This window comes from Caballeronia sp. Lep1P3 (genome assembly GCF_022879595.1).
GTDB lineage: Bacteria > Pseudomonadota > Gammaproteobacteria > Burkholderiales > Burkholderiaceae > Caballeronia.
Window position 1 is genome coordinate 2,328,582 of record NZ_CP084265.1, and the last position, 13,972, is coordinate 2,342,553.

Annotated in this window: 14 protein-coding genes; 5 read left to right on the forward strand and 9 right to left on the reverse strand. The window is 63.7% G+C overall.

The annotated features are described in order from the left end of the window. Positions 1–42: 42 nt before the first annotated feature. The 3 genes from LDZ27_RS10925 to LDZ27_RS10935 form a co-directional block, all read right to left on the reverse strand. Positions 43–393 (reverse strand): DUF2486 family protein, encoded by a 351-nt coding sequence (locus LDZ27_RS10925; RefSeq protein ID WP_244814099.1) that lies wholly within the window; start codon positions 391–393, stop codon positions 43–45. A gap of 71 nt (positions 394–464) precedes the next feature. Further along, positions 465–881 carry a DNA polymerase III subunit chi gene (locus tag LDZ27_RS10930; protein WP_244814100.1) on the reverse strand — a complete coding sequence of 139 codons (417 nt, stop codon included), beginning with the start codon at positions 879–881 and terminating at the stop codon, positions 465–467. 10 nt (positions 882–891) lie between these two features. Continuing rightward, positions 892–2,436 (reverse strand): leucyl aminopeptidase, encoded by a 1,545-nt coding sequence (locus LDZ27_RS10935; RefSeq protein WP_244814101.1) that lies wholly within the window; start codon positions 2,434–2,436, stop codon positions 892–894. A 160-nt stretch (positions 2,437–2,596) separates the two neighbouring features. Here LDZ27_RS10935 and lptF point away from each other — a divergent pair, with 160 nt between their 5' ends. The 3 genes from lptF to LDZ27_RS10950 are packed head-to-tail and all read left to right on the forward strand — an operon-like array spanning position 2,597 to position 5,242. Next, entirely contained in the window at positions 2,597–3,694 is a 1,098-nt protein-coding gene (gene lptF, locus LDZ27_RS10940; RefSeq protein WP_244814102.1) for an LPS export ABC transporter permease LptF, read from the forward strand. 4 nt (positions 3,695–3,698) lie between these two features. Beyond that, complete coding sequence (gene lptG, locus LDZ27_RS10945) at positions 3,699–4,847, forward strand: LPS export ABC transporter permease LptG (protein WP_244814103.1); 1,149 nt, start codon at positions 3,699–3,701, stop codon at positions 4,845–4,847. A 23-nt stretch (positions 4,848–4,870) separates the two neighbouring features. Further along, the gene (locus LDZ27_RS10950; RefSeq protein ID WP_244814104.1) at positions 4,871–5,242 is read left to right on the forward strand and encodes a sirohydrochlorin chelatase; all 372 of its coding nucleotides are present in this window, start codon (positions 4,871–4,873) and stop codon (positions 5,240–5,242) included. A gap of 92 nt (positions 5,243–5,334) precedes the next feature. Here LDZ27_RS10950 and cobA read toward each other — a convergent pair whose 3' ends face one another. The 6 genes from cobA to LDZ27_RS10980 all read right to left on the reverse strand — a co-directional run bounded on the left by cobA (position 5,335) and on the right by LDZ27_RS10980 (position 11,507). Beyond that, the gene (gene cobA / locus LDZ27_RS10955) at positions 5,335–6,093 is read right to left on the reverse strand and encodes a uroporphyrinogen-III C-methyltransferase (protein WP_244816126.1); all 759 of its coding nucleotides are present in this window, start codon (positions 6,091–6,093) and stop codon (positions 5,335–5,337) included. A gap of 40 nt (positions 6,094–6,133) precedes the next feature. Continuing rightward, complete coding sequence (locus LDZ27_RS10960) at positions 6,134–7,447, reverse strand: sulfate adenylyltransferase subunit 1 (protein WP_370653301.1); 1,314 nt, start codon at positions 7,445–7,447, stop codon at positions 6,134–6,136. 25 nt (positions 7,448–7,472) lie between these two features. Beyond that, entirely contained in the window at positions 7,473–8,435 is a 963-nt protein-coding gene (gene cysD, locus LDZ27_RS10965) for a sulfate adenylyltransferase subunit CysD (protein WP_244814105.1), read from the reverse strand. Positions 8,436–8,533: 98 nt separating this feature from the next. Continuing rightward, positions 8,534–9,277: a phosphoadenylyl-sulfate reductase gene (locus LDZ27_RS10970; protein ID WP_244814106.1), complete on the reverse strand. Its 744-nt coding sequence runs from the start codon at positions 9,275–9,277 to the stop codon at positions 8,534–8,536. A 3-nt stretch (positions 9,278–9,280) separates the two neighbouring features. Then, entirely contained in the window at positions 9,281–9,820 is a 540-nt protein-coding gene (locus tag LDZ27_RS10975) for a DUF934 domain-containing protein (protein ID WP_244814107.1), read from the reverse strand. Positions 9,821–9,830: 10 nt separating this feature from the next. Beyond that, complete coding sequence (locus LDZ27_RS10980; RefSeq protein ID WP_244814108.1) at positions 9,831–11,507, reverse strand: nitrite/sulfite reductase; 1,677 nt, start codon at positions 11,505–11,507, stop codon at positions 9,831–9,833. 217 nt (positions 11,508–11,724) lie between these two features. Here LDZ27_RS10980 and LDZ27_RS10985 point away from each other — a divergent pair, with 217 nt between their 5' ends. Both LDZ27_RS10985 and LDZ27_RS10990 read left to right on the forward strand, forming a co-directional pair. Then, complete coding sequence (locus LDZ27_RS10985; protein WP_244814109.1) at positions 11,725–12,666, forward strand: CysB family HTH-type transcriptional regulator; 942 nt, start codon at positions 11,725–11,727, stop codon at positions 12,664–12,666. 46 nt (positions 12,667–12,712) lie between these two features. Continuing rightward, positions 12,713–13,882, forward strand: coding sequence for an ABC transporter substrate-binding protein (locus tag LDZ27_RS10990; RefSeq protein ID WP_244814110.1), 1,170 nt, complete (start codon positions 12,713–12,715; stop codon positions 13,880–13,882). Positions 13,883–13,972: the final 90 nt, after the last annotated feature.

Below are 13,972 nucleotides of genomic sequence, written 5' to 3' on the forward strand. Positions count from 1 at the left end.
TTTTTTCGTTTCTTTTCGCTTCTTTTCGTTTCAACGAGCCGTTCAGCCGCCCCGCTGACGCCGCACTTCTTCCTCCACTGCCGCGCCCACCCACTCGCGCATGCGCGTTTCCAGCGCAAACGTCACTTCTCGCGTGATGTCTTGCACGAGCTTCGTCGAATGTTCGCGCAACACGTCCTGACAACGCGCCTCGATGAGCGCGCGTGCATCGGCGCTCAGGAATTGCGCGATGCGCCCCTGCAGCCGTTCCGCGATGAGTTGCGCTTCGTAAGCGATCGCCGCCTCGTTCACCGCTGCCGCGCGCGCGTATTCCGGCTTGCCGGGCACGACGACATCGGTGAGAACGGGGATGGACGGATCGAAGGAGTCGGGCGTGGTGGAGGTGTCGGTCATGGTGTCCGGTTGGCGGTCAGTGGTCTGCATGCGCCGATGCTAACGCGCGCGAAGCCAGGCGCACTGTTCGCTCAACCGCCTTGCTTGTGCGTTTCGATGGCATAGCCGCGATCGCGATAGAAGCGAAAGCGCTCGCGCCCGGCGGAGAGTTCGTCGGCCTCGTCGCCGATGATCTCGACGAGCCGCTCGAAGCGCGCGAACTGCGCCGGCACCGGCGCGCCGAGATTCACGAGCACCTGATGATGCGGCACGTCGTCGAGATCGGACGCGAGCACAACGGGCGTTTCCTGCGCGAGCGCGCTCTTCGCCATGCAGTGCGGCACGAATTCGAGCGGCGCGAAGGTCCACAACTGTTCGTCGAAGGCGGCGAGGCGCTCAGGCTGTGCAAGCACGACGACCGAGCGCCCGCTCGCATACGCCTTGCGCGCGAGGCGGCAGGCATACGCGAGGGAATCGCCGACGTTCGTATGGAAGTCGATGCGCGTCACGGCTCGTCTCTCACTGCCCCGCGCGATCGATCAGGAACTGCGAGAGCAGCGGCACCGGCCGGCCCGTCGCGCCCTTCGCCGCCCCGCTCTTCCACGCGGTCCCGGCGATATCGAGATGCGCCCACGGATAGTTCTGCGCGAAACGCGACAGGAAACACGCCGCCGTCACGCTGCCGGCCGGACGCCCGCCGATATTCGCGACATCCGCGAAATTCGACTTGAGCTGCTCCTGATATTCGTCGTCGAGCGGCAGGCGCCACGCGGGATCGACGGCTTCGCGCGATGCGTCGAGCAACTCGCCCGCGAGCGCGTCGTCCTTCGAGAAAAGGCCCGTATTGTGATGACCGAGCGCGATGATGCACGCCCCCGTGAGCGTCGCGATATCCACGACGGCGGCCGGCTTGAAGCGCTCCGCATACGTGAGCGCGTCGCACAGGATCAGGCGGCCTTCGGCGTCGGTATTGAGCACTTCGATGGTCGTGCCGTTCATCGCGGTGATGATGTCGCCGGGCTTCACCGCGTTGCCCGCGGGCATGTTCTCGCACGTCGGCACGATGCCGATCACGTTGAGCTTCAGGCCCATTTCCGCGACGGCGCGCATCGTGCCGAAGACGGAGCCGGCACCGCACATGTCGTACTTCATCTCGTCCATCGACTCGCCGGGCTTGATCGAGATGCCGCCCGAATCGAACGTGATGCCCTTGCCGACCAGCACGATCGGCGCGCCCGATCCGTTCTTGCCGCGCGCCTTGCCGGTTTCGGCCGCGCCCGCGCCCTGATACTGCATCACGATGAACTGCGGCGGCTGCACGGAACCCTTCGCCACCGAAAGGAACGAGCCCATGTTGAGCGCTTCGATCTGTTTCTGGCCGAGCACGTCGACCTTCAGCTTCCAGTCGCGGCCGAGCTTCTTCGCCGTCTGGCCGAGATACGTCGGCGTGCAGATATTCGGCGGCAGATTGCCGAGATCGCGCGTGAGGTCCATGCCGTTTGCGATCGCGACGCTCTGTTTGACCGCGACGCGGCCCGCTTTTTCGTCGGCGGGATCGATGCTGAAGACGACCTTCCTGAGCGAGCGCGCGCCGTTGTCCGGCTTGCTCTTCATCTGCGTGAACTTGTACGTCAGCTCGCGCAGCGCGAGGATGGCGGCGCGCACGGCCCAGTCGCCGCTGCGCTCGAGGATGGGCAGTTGCGCGAGCGAGAAGGTCACTTGTGCGATCTTCGTGCCGAGAATCACGCGCCACGCAGCGCGCACGGCTTCGCCATACGCCTTCTGGTTGAACGCGTCCTGCTTGCCGAGGCCGACGAGCAGCACGCGCGCCGCGCCGATGCCCGTGACTTCCGGCACCATCAGCGTGGTGCCCGCGCGGCCGTTCATGTCGCCTGCCTTCACGATGCGCGAAATGAGGCCCTTGGTCGCCACATCCATGACGCGTGCGGCGCCCGTGAGCGTCTGTGCTTCGAACACGCCGAGCACGATGACATCGGCCTTCCCCGTCAGGAAACCATTTGCCTCGCCTTTGCTCCAATCACAGGCTTTTATGCTAAAGTCCATCGCGCTTATCCTCGGTAAAATCCAGGCTGAAGGATGAAAGCCGCAATTATCCGCTATTTTTACCGCGGCGGTCACAGGCTCGCGGCGCCGGGGAACGAAGCGTCATCCCACGGGTCTGTCAAAGCGTAGCCGCATCGCCGCCGGCCTCAAGCACAAATCAATGATCTTCGAACGCTCCCTGCAGCGCGAACTCGCGTATACGGCCGGCGCCGTGTTCATGGTGCTGCTCACGATCATGCTCACGACGATGATGATCCGCATCGTCGGCTTCGCGGCGCAAGGTCAGATCGATCCGCGCGACGTCGTGGTGCTGATCGGGCTCACCGTCATCGGTTATCTCGCGGTCATGCTGATCGTGACGCTCTTCGTGTCCATTCTCTTCGTGCTCACGCGCTGGTATCGCGATTCGGAGATGGTCGTATGGCTCGCCTCGGGCGTCAGTCAGACGCAACTCATCAAACCGATCGCAATGTTCGCGACGCCGATCATCATTCTCATCGTCTTCTTCGCGTTCGTCGGCTGGCCGTGGTCCAACCAGCAGAGCAAGCTCATCAAGGCGCGCTTTCAGCAGCGCGATGAAGTGTCGCTGCTCGCGCCCGGCCAGTTCCGCGAATCGCCGTCGAGCCATCGCGTGTTCTTCATCGAGAAGATGTCGCCGGATCAGGGGCATGTGGAGAACGTGTTCGTCACGAGCACCGAAGGCGGCAAGGTGAACGTGATCGTCTCGAAGGACGGCCACACCGAAACGCGCCCGGACGGCGACCGCTTCATCGTGCTCGAAAACGGCCGGCGTTATGACGGCGAGCCCGGTCAGCCGAACTTTCGCATTACCGAATTCGAGCGCTATGGCGTCAAGATCCTGAATCATCAGGTGGTCAACACGCCTACGACGACAGGCATCTCCACGCCCGATCTGCTCGCCAATCCGACCCGCGAAAATCTCGCCGAATTCGCCTGGCGCATCGGCCTGCCGCTCATCGCCATCAATCTGATGCTGCTTGCCATTCCGCTGTCCTACCAGAACCCGCGCCGCAGCCGGACCATCAACCTCGTGATGGCCGTGCTCATTTACCTCACGTATTCGAATCTGCTGAACGTCGTGCAGTCGTGGATCGAGCAAGGGAAGCTGTCGTTCGGCGTCGGCATCGTCGGGCTGCATGCGCTCGTGTTCGCGCTCGTCGCGTTCATCTTCTGGCTGCGCGTGCGCAACCGGCCGCTCTTCACACGCGCGAGCTTCGCGCGCTCGAAGGGAGCCTGACGCAATGCGTATCTACGAACGATACTTCGCGCGCCAGATTTATCTCGCGTTCATCTTCATCCTGTTCGCGTTCTCGGGCCTGTTCTTCTTCTTCGACCTGATCAACGAACTGAACACGGTCGGCCACGGCAATTACAAGTTCACGCTCGCGGTGCTGCGCGTCGCGCTGCAGACGCCGTCGCGCTTCTACGAAATCATTCCGGTCGCCGCGCTCATCTCGGCCATCTACGTGTTCGCGCAGATGGCGGCGGCGTCCGAATTCACCATCTTCCGCGTGTCGGGTCTGTCCACCGGCGCGGCGCTGCGCTCGCTTTTGAAAATCGGCGTGCCGCTCGTGCTTATCACGTACATCATCGGGGAAGTGGTCGGGCCGTATGCCGATCAGTTGTCCGAACGTGTGCGGCTCGAAGCGCTGGGTTCGTCGGTGTCGTCGAACTTTCAGTCGGGCGTCTGGGTGAAGGACACGCTCAACGCGAAGGAAAACGGCGAGCAGGTCACGCGCTTCGTGAACGTCGGCACGCTCAATCCCGACACGACCATCGCCGATGTCCGCATCTACGAGTTCGATTCGAAGTTCCGGCTTTCAAACGTGCGGATCGCGAAGAGCGGCGTCTTTCAGCCGCCCGGCCACTGGAAGCTCTCGGGCGTGACCGAGACGCAACTGATCGCCGCGCCGCCGCAATCCGCGAATTCCGGCGATGCGCTCAGTCCCGTCTATCGCGCCAAGCAGACGGCGCTGCCCGAATACTCGCTGCGCTCCGAACTGACGCCGCAGATTCTGTCGGTGCTGCTGGTGTCGCCGGATCGCATGTCGATGTTCAATCTCTTCCGCTATATCCAGCATCTGACGGAAAACCATCAGGATACGCAGCGGTATCAGATTGCCTTCTGGCGCAAGATTCTGTATCCCTTCGCGGTGTTCGTGATGCTGGTGCTGTCGCTGCCGTTCGCGTATCTGCACACGCGCGCGGGCGTGGTCGGCGTGAAGGTGTTCGGCGGCATCATGATCGGCATGAGCTTCCAGTTGTTCAATACGCTCTTCTCACACATCGGCACGTTGAATACGTGGCCCGCGCCGATCACGGCTGCGGCGCCCGCGCTGGCTTATCTGGCTATCGGATTGCTCGGGCTGAAGTGGGTCGAGCGGCACTGAGCCGCGCAACGAAGGAGAACGCGATGAACAGGCACGGCATCATCCTGTTCGGTCACGGCGCACGCGATCCGCGCTGGGCCGAGCCCTTCGAGCGGCTCGCGCAAAAGCTGCGCGCCATGCGCGGCGATCCGGTTTCGCTCGCTTTTCTCGAATTGATGACGCCCGATCTGCCTTCGGCCGTCGATGCGCAAGCCGCCGACGGATGCGACGCGATCACGGTCGTCCCAGTGTTCTTCGGGCAAGGCGGGCATGTGCGGCGGGATTTGCCCGAGATCGTCGAGCGATGCCGCGCGGCTCATCCGGGCATCGTCATTCATTGCGCGACTGCGGTGGGCGAGGACGAGGCGGTGCTGGATGCCGTGGCGGGATATTGTGTGAGGCAGTTGCAGGCGTAACGCGATTTCCAACGCACGCGCCACTCGCGGCGCAAAAAAAGCGCATCGTCTCCGATGCGCTTTTTGTCTGACCGCTCGACAGCATTAGCCGATCAAGCCGCCGCCTGCATTCCCTTCAAGTGGACTTTCGGCTTGCCCGCCGACGCCCGCTCGCGAAACGCCTCTCCTATCATCAGCAAACTCGGCTGCGACGGATCGAGCCATTCCTGCGCCTCGCCGAGCGCCATGCGCGCAAGCGTCAGCGTCAGCGTGCGTTCGCGCGGCGTGCTGCACGCCTCGACGATCGCCACCGCCGTCGAGCCCGGCCGTCCGGCGTCGATCAGTTGTTGCGCAATGTCCGCCGCGCTGTCGCGGCCCATGTAAAACACGAGCGAATCCGCCTTCGCCTGCTCGCGGATCTCGTCGCTGTCGGCGGCGCGGCTGTGCGTCGCGAGCGCGACGCTGCGCGACACACCGCGCAACGTCAGCGAGCGCTTGAGCGCCGCCGCGCTCGCGAGCGCCGCCGTGATGCCCGGCACCACTTCGAACTCGATGCCCGCCGCTTCCAGCGCGCGCATTTCCTCGTCGGCGCGGCCGAAGAGCATCGGATCGCCGCCCTTCAGACGCACGACGACGCCATGCTCGCGCGCGGCATCGACGATCTGCTTGTTGATGAAATGCTGGGCCGTCGAGCGCTGGCCGCAGCGCTTGCCGACCGCAATGCGCTTCGCGTTCGGCGCGTAGTCGAGCATCGCCGGCTCGATGAGCGCGTCGTGCAGCACCACGTCGGCCTGTTCGAGCAAGCGCATGCCGCGCACGGTGATGAGATCCGCCGCGCCCGGTCCCGCTCCGATCAAATAGACCTTGCCCATGTCGTTCATCCGTCGCTCAATCCGTCGCTCAGTCCGTCAATTATGCAGAAATCGCGCGAATCATGCCGGCGGCGACCGTGTGATGCGTCGCCTCGTCGATCAGCACGAACGCGCCCGTGCCCTGATGCGTGTCGTACTCGTCCGCGACGATCGGCTTTTGCAGCGTGAGCGCCACGCGGCCGATGTCGTTCATCGCGAGCGTGGTGCGGTCCACCGAATGCGAGAGCGTATGCACGTCGAGCACTTCCTTCACCGCGCCGATGCGCGCGAACACCGTGTTCGTCGTCTGCTTCAGCAGATATTTGCGCTGCGATGAAAGCGGCTCTTCGTCGAACCAGCACAGGTCGGCTTCGAGCTTCTTCGCGGGATCGACCGTTTCGGCGGCCGGAACGAACGTATCGCCGCGCGACACATCGACATCCTCGGTCAGACGAATCGTGACCGTCTGACCCGCGAACGCGCGATCCACCGGGCTTACGCCGCCCGGCACCGGCGCGATGATTTCCGCGACCGTCGCCCGGCGATTGCCCGGCAGCACGGTGAGCGCGTCGCCCACGCGGACTTCGCCCGCCTCGACGCGGCCCATGTAGCCGCGGAAGTCGTCGGCCTGCGAGCCGTCCTGACGCGCGACCCATTGCACCGGAAAGCGCAGCGCCTGATCGTTCGGCTGCGCGACCGGCAGCGATTCGAGCAGATCGAGCAGCGGCTCGCCCGCGTACCACGGCATGCGCTCGCTCGCGGTCACGATGTTGTCGCCCTTGAGCGCGGACACCGGCACGAAGCGCACGTCGGCAATACCGAGCTGACGCGCGAGCGCGACATACGCATCGCGAATCTCGTTGAAGCGCGTTTCGCTGTACTCGACGAGGTCCATCTTGTTGATCGCGACGATCACATGCTGAAGCCCGAGCAGCTTCACGATCGCGCTATGGCGCTTGGTCTGCGGCAGCAGTTGCGCGGCGCCGTCTTCGAACGTGACGCGCGTGGCATCGACGAGAATGATCGCGGCATGCGCCGTGGATGCGCCCGTCACCATGTTGCGCGTGTACTGCTCGTGGCCCGGCGTATCGGCGATGATGAACTTGCGCTTCGCCGTCGCGAAATAGCGGTAGGCGACGTCGATCGTGATGCCCTGCTCGCGCTCGGCTTCGAGGCCGTCGGTGAGCAGCGACAGATCGATTTCATCGCCGACCGTGCGCTTGTTCTTCGCGCGCGAGATGGCGGACAACTGGTCCGACAAGACAGCCTTGCTGTCGTACAGCAGGCGGCCGATCAGCGTGCTCTTGCCGTCGTCGACGGAACCCGCCGTGATGAAACGCAGCACGCCCAGGTCTTCAGCTTGATAGATGCTCATGATTCGTTCGTTCCTTGGGCGTTGCTTAGAAGTAGCCCTGCTTCTTGCGCTGTTCCATCGCGGCTTCGGACGCCTGATCGTCCATGCGCGTGGCGCCGCGCTCGGTGATCTCCGTCACGGCCGTTTCCGCGATGATCTTCTCGACATCGTCGGCATCGCTCGCGACCGGGCAGGTGCAGCTGATATCGCCGACGGTGCGAAAGCGCACCTGCGCGATCTCCGGCGTCTCGCCTTCGCGCACCGGCGTAAGCGGCGTGACCGGCACGAGCAGCCCGTTGCGGCGCACGATCTCGCGCTCATGCGCGTAGTAGATCGACGGCAGTTCAAGCTTTTCGCGGGCGATGTATTGCCACACGTCGAGTTCGGTCCAGTTCGAGATCGGGAACACGCGCAGATGCTCGCCGGCATGCAGACGCGCGTTGTAGAGGCTCCACAGTTCCGGGCGCTGCGCCTTCGGGTCCCACTGGCCGAATTCGTCGCGGAACGAGAAAATGCGTTCCTTCGCGCGCGCCTTTTCTTCGTCGCGGCGCGCGCCGCCGATCATCGCCGTGTAGCCGTATTGCTCGATGGTTTCCAGCAGCGTCACCGCTTGCGCGGCGTTACGCGAATCCGTCTCGCGGCGCAGGCGCACGGTGCCCTTTTTGATCGAATCCTCGACATGGCCGACGACGAGTTCCGCGCCGATTTCGGCCGCGCGGCGGTCGCGGAAGTCGATGACTTCGTCGAAGTTGTGGCCCGTATCGATATGCACGAGCGGGAACGGCAGCACCGTCTTGCGGCCCGCGCCGAGACCGAAGGCCTTCAGCGCGAGATGCAGCACGACCACCGAATCCTTGCCGCCCGAGAACAGCAGCGCGGGCTTGCTGCACTCCGCGACGAGTTCGCGCAGGATGTGGATCGACTCGGCTTCGAGCCAGTCGAGATGGTCCATCCGCGTCGCCTGATTGACGATCGGGGCGGTGACGTTGGGGTCGAGCGTGGTGCTCATGTTCGTCGATCCTTTTCTTTGCGGCGCCTCGCTAACGCGCCGCGTTCGGTAACAGGGTTTGATGCGGCGTCTTCGCGCCTGGGTGCTTCTTCGTGCACTCAGATCGCGGAGCTTGGCGCTTCTTTCACGATCTTGATGCTGCTCAGGTTCGTGCTCAGGTTCGTCATATGCAGCCCGCATTCCTTCGTATCGCGCGATTCCCACCACCAGCGCCCCGCGCGACTGTCCTCGCCGGGACGCACGGCGCGCGTGCACGGCTCGCAGCCGATGCTCGGATAGCCGCGCGCATGGAGCGGGTTCACCGGCACGTCGAACGCTTTCAGGTAGTCCCACACGTCGGCTTCGGTCCAGTCCGCGAGCGGATTGAACTTGGCGATGCCGCGCGGCGCGTCGTGTTCTTCCTCGTGCAGCTCGGCGCGCGTCACCGACTGCTCGCGGCGCTGGCCCGTGACCCACGCGGAGACCTCGGCGAGGGCGCGGTTGAGCGGCTCCACCTTGCGGATATGGCAGCAACTCTTGCGCAACTCGATGCTCTCGTAGAACGCATTCGCGCCGTGATCGCGCACGTAGGCATCGACGGCATCCGCTTGCGGAAGGAACTGCTCGATGTCGTAGCCATAGCGTTCTTTCACGCGGTCGAGCATGCCGAGCGTTTCCGCGTGCAGGCGCCCCGTGTTCAGCGAAAAGACGCCGATGCCGACGCCGCGCGAAAGAATCGCGTGCGTGAGCACCATGTCTTCGGCGGCGAGGCTGCTCGCCAGCTTGACGCGCGCGTGGCGCGCGGCGATCGAATCGAGCAGCGCATCGAGGCGTTCCGCCTTGGCTTGCAGTTCTGGCGTCATGCCTCAGGCTCCGAGCGTCGCGAGCACCGCGGCGCGGCGGCGGAACAGCGGTTCGGGGTTATCGTTCGCGCCTTGATACAGCTCGGTGAATTCGTTGAACGCGTTGAGCGCGTCGTGGATGTCCTTGTCCGCGCGCACCGCGAAAGCATCGAAACCGCAGCGGAAATGGAAGAACACCTGATCGCGCAGCACGTCGCCAATGGCGCGCAGTTCGCCCGTCCAGTGATGACGCTCGCGCAAGAGGCGGCCGATGGAAAAGCCGCGTCCATCGCGAAACACCGGGAAGTCGACCGCGATCAGCGCGATCTTTTCGAAGTCCGCGACGAGGTCGGCGGGTTCGTCGTCGGGCGCGAGCCACACGCCGAGTTCGTCCTTCGCGCGCGACGCGGCGAGCGCGTCCTTCTGATCCTTCCACAGCGCGAACGGCACGATGATCTTGCCGGCCGGCAACGCATCGACTGCGGGCAGCACGCCGTCTTCGGCGGCGCGCACGACAGTGAAATCGTCCTCGACGACCGCGCGGTTCTTGATAATCAACGTCATCTGCGAATCCTTAAGCGTGGGCCTGGCGCGATGCGTACACGCGCTCCTTGAACGGCGCGATGCCGATGCGGCTGAACGTTTCGATGAAACGCTCGCCTTCCATGCGCTGCTCGACGAAGGTATCGATCACGCTCGACACCACATCCGGCATTTCGTGCGCCGAGAACGACGGTCCGATCACCTTGCCGAGATGCGCGCCGGTCGCGCCGGAGCTTTGCTCGCCGCCGAGCGTCACCTGATACCACTCCGAGCCGTCCTTATCGACGCCCAGCACGCCGATGTTGCCGACGTGGTGATGACCGCACGCGTTCATGCAGCCCGAAATGTTGATGGACAGGTCGCCCAGGTCGTAGACGTAGTCGGCGTCGTTGAAGCGCTCCTGGATCGCCTGCGCGATCGGGATCGACTTCGCATTCGCCAGCGAGCAGAAATCGCCGCCCGGGCAGGAAATGATGTCCGTCAGCAAGCCGATGTTCGAGCTCGCGAAACCGACCGCCTTTGCGCGTTCCCAGACCGTGTAGAGGTCGCGCTTCTTCACATTCGCGAGAATCAGATTCTGCTCGTGCGACACGCGGACTTCGCCGAAGGAGAACGCGTCGGCCAGCTTGGCGACTTCTTCCATCTGCTTGTCGGTGGCGTCGCCGGGCGCGGTGCCGGTCGGCTTCAGCGACAGCGTGACCGCCGCATAGCCCGGAATCTTGTGCGGGCGCACGTTGCGCTCGACCCAGCGCGCGAACGGCTTGCTGTCGATCAGATGCTTTTCATACGACGCGTCGGTGTCCGCGAGCTTTTCATAAGCCGGCGGCGCGAAGAACTTCGACACGCGCTCGACTTCCTCGCGCGTGAGCGTCGACGGGCTGTCCTTCAGATGCGCCCACTCCTCCTCGACCTGCTTCGCGAACTTCTCCGGCGACAGCGCCTTCACGAGAATCTTGATGCGCGCCTTGAACATGTTGTCGCGGCGGCCGTAGCGGTTGTAGACGCGCAGCACGGCTTCGCAATACGTCAGCAGATGCTGCCACGGCAGATCTTCCTTGATGACCGCGCCGATGATCGGCGTGCGGCCGAGACCGCCGCCCGCGAGGATGCTCGCGACGACTTCGCCCTGCGCGTTCTTCTTCAGATAGACGCCGAGATCGTGAATCTGCACGGCGGCGCGATCTTCCGCCGAGCCGCACACCGCGATCTTGAACTTGCGCGGCAGCCACGCGAATTCCGGATGGAACGTCGACCACTGACGCATGATTTCGGCCCACGGACGCGGATCGACCGTCTCATCCGGCGCGACGCCGGCGAACTGGTCCGCCGTGATGTTGCGGATGCAGTTGCCGGACGTCTGAATCGCGTGCATCTGCACGGACGCGAGCTTGCGCAGGATTTCCGGCGTTTCTTCCAGCTCGATCCAGTTGAACTGGATGTTCGTGCGCGTCGAGAAGTGGCCGTAGCCGCGGTCGTGCTCGCGCGCGATGGTCGCGAGCATGCGCAACTGATCCGAGCGCAGATTGCCGTAAGGAATCGCGATGCGGTGCATATACGCATGACGCTGCATGTACAGGCCGTTTTGCAGCCGCAGCGGACGGAATTCTTCCTCGCTCAACTCGCCCGACAGACGCCGGCGCACCTGATCGGCGTACTGCGCGACTCGTTCGTCAACGATTCGCTGGTCGATCTGATCGTATTGGTACATTCGGGGGCCCCAAGTTTTTGTTTAGACGCCGGCGTCCCAGGTTACGCCGCGCATCAGATATCCATTGATTCGCCGTTTCGCCAGCCGTTCAGACGGAACGTTCATTTGCTAATAACGAAAACAGCTATGGATATTGGAAAAATTGGACTGATAGTAATAAACCTGCTATATATTGCAAACGACTGAAAAATTACTTTGATATGCGCGTGGGTTATAAATGAATCTGCATCAGTTCCGCTTCGTGCGCGAGGCCGTGCGGCAGAACTTCAACCTGACGGAAGCCGCGAAAGCGCTGTTCACCTCGCAGCCGGGCGTTTCGAAGGCGATCATCGAGCTGGAAGACGAACTCGGCGTCGAAATCTTCACGCGCCACGGCAAGCGGGTGCGCTCGCTGACCGAGCCGGGGCGGATCATCCTTGCTTCGGTCGAGAAGATTCTTCAGGAAGTGGAAAGCCTGAAGCGCGTCGGCAAGGACTACGCGGCGCAGGATCAGGGCAACCTCGTCATTGCGGCAACCCACACGCAGGCGCGTTACTCGCTGCCCGCCGCCATCGCCGAATTCAAGAAGCGCTTTCCGAAGGTGCATCTGTCGATCCTGCAGGGCAGCCCGACGCAGGTCGCGGAGATGGTCATTCACGATCAGGCGGACATCGCCATCGCGACCGAAGCGATCGCGAACTACAAGGAACTCGTGTCGCTGCCCTGCTTCCAGTGGCAGCATCTCGCGGTCATGCTGCCGGATCATCCGCTGCTGGAGCGCAAGCTCCTCACGCTCGACGACATCGTTCAGTACCCGCTCATCACGTATGAGGCGGCGTTCGCCGGGCGCACGAAAATCAACCACGCGTTCGGTTTGCGCAATCTGACGCCGGACATCGTGCTCGAGGCCATCGACGCGGACGTCATCAAGACTTACGTCGAACTCGGGCTCGGCGTCGGGATCATGGCGGACATCGCGTTCAATCCGGAGCGCGACCGCCATCTGCGCGCAATGCCCGTCGGGCATCTGTTCGGCACGAACGTCACGCGGCTCGCGCTCAAGCAGGGCGCGTATCTGCGCAGCTATGTGTATACGCTCGTCGAACTGCTGTCGCCGTCGCTGAACCGCAAGCTGATCGAGCAGGCGCTTTCGGGCGAGCACGAAAGCTACGAACTCTGAAGCCTCAATCAATAAAAACGATCGTTCCTCTCTGGAGAACTTCCCGATGACGTTGTCGAAGTTCACGCGCCGGCTCGCGGCCGGTGCCGCTTTAGCCGCGTTGTCGCTCGTCACCGCCGCCGCGCACGCGCAGATCAAGGTCGGCGTCGATCTTTCCAGCACCGGCCCGGCTGCCGCAATCGGCATCACGAGCAAGAACGCGATGCTGATGTGGCCGAAGACCATCGCGGGTCAGGACGCGCAGTACATCATCCTCGACGACGGCTCGGACCCCGGCGCGGCGGTGCGCAATATCCGCAAGCTCATCACCGAGGACAAGGTCGACGTGATCGTCGGGCCGAACATCACGCCGGCGGCGCTCGCCGCGCTCGATCCCGTCTCCGAATATCAGACGCCGATGATCACGCTGATCGGCTCGGCGTCGGTCGTCGAGCCGCAGGAAGGCAAGAAGGTGTGGGCGTTCAAGATGGCGCAGACCGACCGCGCGATGGCCGACGTGATGACACGCTACATGGCGAACCACGGCGTGAAGACGGTCGGTTTCATCGGCTTCGCGGACAGTTACGGCGATAGCTGGCTCAGCGAATTCACGAAGTTCGCGGATTTGCGGCATATCAGAATCCTCGCGAGCGAGCGCTTCAACCGCACCGATGCGAGCGTCACGGGCCAGATCCTCAAACTGATGTCAGCGAAACCCGACGCGGTGCTGATCGCGGGCGCCGGCACGCCGACCGTCCTGCCGCAGCGCACGCTCGTCGAGCGCGGCTATAAGGGCGCGATCTATCAGACGCACGGCATCGCGACGCCCGAGTTCATCAAGCTCGGCGGCAAGGACGTCGAAGGCACGCTGTTTCCGACGCAGCCGGTGGTCGTCGCGCGCACGTTGCCCGCCGATCATCCGTCGAAGAAGGCGGCGCTCGCGTTCGTGAGCGCCTACGAGGACAAGTACGGCCAGGGCACGGTGACGCAGTTCGCCGGCGACGCTGCGGGCGTCTATCCCCGGCTGCAGGATGCGGCCGGGCGCGCGCTCAGGACGGCCAAGCCGGGCACGCAGGCGTTCCGCGTCGCGCTGCGCTCGGAGCTTGCGCACGCGCACGAACTGGTGGTGCCGAACGGCGTCGTCAATACGAGCGCGAGCGATCACGTCGGCCTCGATCAGCGCGCGAGCGTGATGGGCGTCATCCACAATGGCGCGTTCACGTATCTCAGTCAATGACGGCTGCTTGCCGCGCGTGGCGTTTTCGTTCATAATCGCCGACTCGCAAGACAGCATGCCCAGGTGGTGAAATTGGTAGACGCAGGGGAC